Source organism: Halorubrum sp. F4, from assembly GCF_027257195.1.
In the GTDB taxonomy this organism is placed as follows: domain Archaea; phylum Halobacteriota; class Halobacteria; order Halobacteriales; family Haloferacaceae; genus Halorubrum.
In genome coordinates this window covers 1-3,721 of record NZ_JAPDFS010000044.1, presented here as the reverse complement: position 1 = coordinate 3,721, position 3,721 = coordinate 1, and the positions used below count along the sequence as shown (strand labels likewise).

Below are 3,721 nucleotides of genomic sequence, written 5' to 3'. Positions count from 1 at the left end.
GGGAGTCGCAGCCGGCGAGCAACGCGAGCCGGACCGTCTCCCGCGACGAGGACCGCAAGGAGTGAGCGGAGCGAACGACTGAGGACCACAGCGAGCGCACCGAGTCCTCGCGACTGGGGCTTTGGACGTGTTCTCGTCCACGATCCGTACTATCGAGAGGGATCGTCGCCGGTGGAGCCGTCGTCGTTCTCGGACGTGTCGTCGTTCTCGTCTTCTTCGCCTGCTTCGTCCCCGTCCTCGTACATCCGGCGGGTCAGTTCGCGCGCCTCCCGAAGGGCGGCCGCAGTCTCGGGATCGGTCACGTCGCCTCCAGCGGTCGGTACGTCACCATGAGCGTCGTAATCGTGACCGTGGCCGTGCGCGCGCTGGTGTCGCCGGTCACCGCCTAGCCCGGCGTCGAGGTTCGGCCGACCCCGGTCGGTCGTGTCCTCGAACACCTCGTGGTACTCGGCCGGGTCGGCGTGGTCGACGACGTCCTCCGCCAGTTCCTCGGGGTCGGCCGTCTGCCAGTCGGGCGCGTGGTCGTCGAGCCACGCCTCGTGGTCGTCGCCGTGGATCATCGCCGTGAACGCGAGGTGGTGGGCCAGGTGTTCACCGTCGCGCTGCGGGGTCGCACACACCGGACAGGCGTATCCCATCGTGACCCGGGGTACGGGCGTGAACCGTATATCGGCTCGGATCGACTCGGATCGATTCGAAACGGGGGCGACGGGGAGTCCTGACGCCGCTATAACAGCAACTTTATCACTCGCACGGGGCGAAAATCCGGGTAAGACTGCTCCGTTAGGAGGAAACACAGTGACCCAAGCCAACACACAACCGGAGGTGAACATCGGTCTCGTCGGTCACGTCGACCACGGGAAGACGACGCTCGTACAGGCGTTGTCCGGCTCGTGGACCGACCAGCACAGCGAGGAGATGAAACGCGGGATCTCGATCCGGCTCGGGTACGCGGACGCAACGTTCCGCCGCTGTCCCGGCGTCGACGAGCCCGAGTGTTACACGACCGAGGAGGAGTGTCCCGACGGCTCCGAGAGCGAGCCGCTGCGGACCGTCTCGTTCGTGGACGCCCCCGGACACGAGACACTGATGGCGACGATGCTCTCGGGCGCGTCGATCATGGACGGGGCCGTCCTCGTCGTGAGCGCGACCGAGGACGTCCCGCAGGCACAGACCGAGGAACACCTGATGGCGCTCGACCTCATCGGGATCGAGAACATCGTCATCGCCCAGAACAAGGTCGACCTCGTCGACCGCGACCGCGCGGTGGACAACTACGAACAGATCCAGGAGTTCGTCGAGGGAACCGTCGCCGAGGACGCCCCGATCGTCCCGGTCTCGGCCGGCCAGGAGGTCAACCTCGACCTCCTCATCCAGGCGATCGAGTCGGAGATCCCGACCCCGGAGCGCGATCCCGACGAGGACGCCCGGATGTTCGCGGCCCGCTCGTTCGACATCAACCGTCCGGGCGCGACCGCCGACGAACTCAAGGGCGGCGTCGTCGGCGGCTCGCTCGTCCAGGGCGAGCTGTCGGTCGGCGGCGGCCTCGAGATCCGTCCCGGCCGCGAGGTCGAAGAGGAGGGACAGACGGAGTGGCGACCGCTCGAGACGTCGATCCGGTCGCTTCAGGCCGGCGAGCGGAGCGTCGAGTCCGCGAAGCCCGGCGGCCTGCTCGGCGTCGGCACGGGACTCGATCCCAGCCTGACGAAGGGCGACGCGCTCGCCGGACAGGTCGCCGGCGAGCCCGGAACGCTCCCGCCGACCCGACACGAGTTCGAGATGCAGGTCGACCTCCTCGACCGCGTCGTCGGCAAGGAGGACGACGAGAGCGGCGAGAGCGACATCGAGGAGATCTCGACGGGCGAACCCCTCATGTTGACCGTCGGCACCGCGACCACCGTCGGGGCCGTGACGAGCGCGCGCGACGGCGAGTGCGAGGTCAAGCTCAAGCGGCCCGTGTGTGCCGAGGAGGGCGCACAGATCGCGATCAACCGTCGCGTCGGCGCGCGGTGGCGACTGATCGGCGTCGGGACGCTGTCGTAGCGTGTCCGACGAGTCGCCCGGATCGGACGAACGCCCCGACGAACCCGACGGCTCCCCCGAAGTCGACGACCGTCCCGTGGTCGCGCTCGACGCGAGCGCGCTGATGGCCCCGGTCGAGGCGAACGTTCGGCTGTTCGAGGAGCTCGACCGGCTCCTCGGGAGCTACGATCCGGTCGTTCCGTCGGCCGTCGTCGACGAGCTCGACGAGGTCGGATCGGGTGCGGGGAAGGCCGCGACCGCGGCGAGCGTCGGATCGGACCTCGCGGACCGAGCCCGAACGGTCGAGGTCGACGGGGCGTACGGCGACGACGCACTCGTCGACCTCGCTCGAACGGGCCGGGTCGCGTACGTGGTCACGCTCGACCGACCCCTCGTGGAACGGGTACTGGACGCGGACACACCGGTAATCTGTTTACGGGGGCGGAACACACTCACGGTAACGGACCCGTAGCGGAGACGGGCTGAACGACCATCGACGGCGTCGACGGAGCCGGAATCGGACGTCGGCGGCGGTCCGGAGATGAACCGGCGGAGAAACGACGGACGCGACACGCGCGATCGGACGACACACGCGATCACAGACACAACCCACGCACATGTACAAACGAGTTCGACTCAAGGACACGGTCGAGGTCCCGCCGGAGCACCTGGCGGACGTCACCGACGAGCGGGTGAAAGCCCTGCTCCAGGACAAACTGGAAGGACGAATGGACGAGGACGTCGGCAGCGTCGTGAGCGTCATCGAGGTCCACGACATCGGCGAGGGGGCGGTCCTTCACAACCGACCCGGCGTCTACTACGAGGCGGAGTTCGACGCGCTCACGTTCGACCCCGACATGCAGGAGGTCGTCGACGGGACCGTCGTCGAGACCGTCGAGTTCGGCGCGTTCGTCGGCATCGGCCCGGTAGACGGGCTGCTCCACGTCTCGCAGATCACGGACGAGTACCTCACCTTCGACGGGGCGAACCAGCAGCTGGCCTCCTCGGACTCCGATAAGAGCCTCGGCGTCGACGACGCGGTCCGGGTGCGGGTCGTCACGAAGAGCGTCGACGAGCGGAACCCGCGCGACTCGAAGATCGGACTCACCGCCAAACAGCCGGGGCTCGGCAAGCACGACTGGCTCGAGAGCGACCGCCGCCGGCGGGCCGAGGCCGGCACGACCGGGGAGGACGACTGATGGCGGAGGATCGACTCGCCTGCCGCGAGTGTCACTACGTCAACGACCCGGACGCACAGACCTGCGAGCTCTGTGGGTCCTCCTCGCTGACGGAGGACTGGGCCGGCTACGTCATCATTACGAGCCCCGAGGAGAGCCAGATCGCGGAGGAGATGAACGTCTCGAAGCCGGGGTCGTACGCGCTGAAGGTCCGGTAGCCGTCGATGCGTACCCGCCCGAACGATCCGTAGCCGCCCCCGAACGATCACACGACTCTTCATACGACGACGCCGTACGGTCGGGCATGGCGGACCCGATATTGACCCTTCCCGATTCGCTTCGCGACGCGTTCAAAGAGCCGATGGGCCCGGTGACGACCGACGTCGACGCGTTGCTCGCTGCCGCGGCGGAGAGCCGCGGGGAGTACGACGCGCCCGACGCGCCGATCGTCGCCGTCGGCGACGTCGTTACGTATCACCTCCGGGAGGCGGGTCGGGTTCCGGACGTCGCGCTCGTCGACG

Annotated in this window: 5 protein-coding genes and 1 pseudogene; 5 read left to right on the top strand and 1 reads right to left on the bottom strand. The window is 68.3% G+C overall.

Annotated features, from left to right (window positions below):
* Nucleotides 1-149: 149 nt before the first annotated feature.
* Nucleotides 150-638, bottom strand: coding sequence for a DUF5810 domain-containing protein (locus OKW78_RS16605; RefSeq protein ID WP_281196160.1), 489 nt, complete (start codon nucleotides 636-638; stop codon nucleotides 150-152).
* Nucleotides 639-798: 160 nt separating this feature from the next.
* On the opposite strand from OKW78_RS16605, the gene OKW78_RS16600 reads away from it, so the two are divergent.
* From OKW78_RS16600 to OKW78_RS16580, 5 genes and pseudogenes are all read left to right on the top strand, one after another.
* On the top strand, nucleotides 799-2,043 hold the full coding sequence (locus OKW78_RS16600; RefSeq protein WP_281196159.1) for a translation initiation factor IF-2 subunit gamma: 1,245 nt from the start codon (nucleotides 799-801) through the stop codon (nucleotides 2,041-2,043).
* A 103-nt stretch (nucleotides 2,044-2,146) separates the two neighbouring features.
* A complete protein-coding gene (locus OKW78_RS16595) occupies nucleotides 2,147-2,494 on the top strand; it encodes a twitching motility protein PilT (RefSeq protein ID WP_281196161.1) in 348 nt (115 codons plus the stop codon).
* Between the two features lie 145 nt (nucleotides 2,495-2,639).
* Nucleotides 2,640-3,221: a DNA-directed RNA polymerase gene (locus OKW78_RS16590; protein ID WP_122105530.1), complete on the top strand. Its 582-nt coding sequence runs from the start codon at nucleotides 2,640-2,642 to the stop codon at nucleotides 3,219-3,221.
* Entirely contained in the window at nucleotides 3,221-3,418 is a 198-nt protein-coding gene (gene spt4 / locus OKW78_RS16585; protein ID WP_122105531.1) for a transcription elongation factor subunit Spt4, read from the top strand. The genes OKW78_RS16590 and spt4 overlap by 1 nt, the downstream gene beginning before the upstream one ends.
* A gap of 98 nt (nucleotides 3,419-3,516) precedes the next feature.
* Nucleotides 3,517-3,721, top strand: a pseudogene (locus OKW78_RS16580) (DUF359 domain-containing protein); the annotation flags it as partial.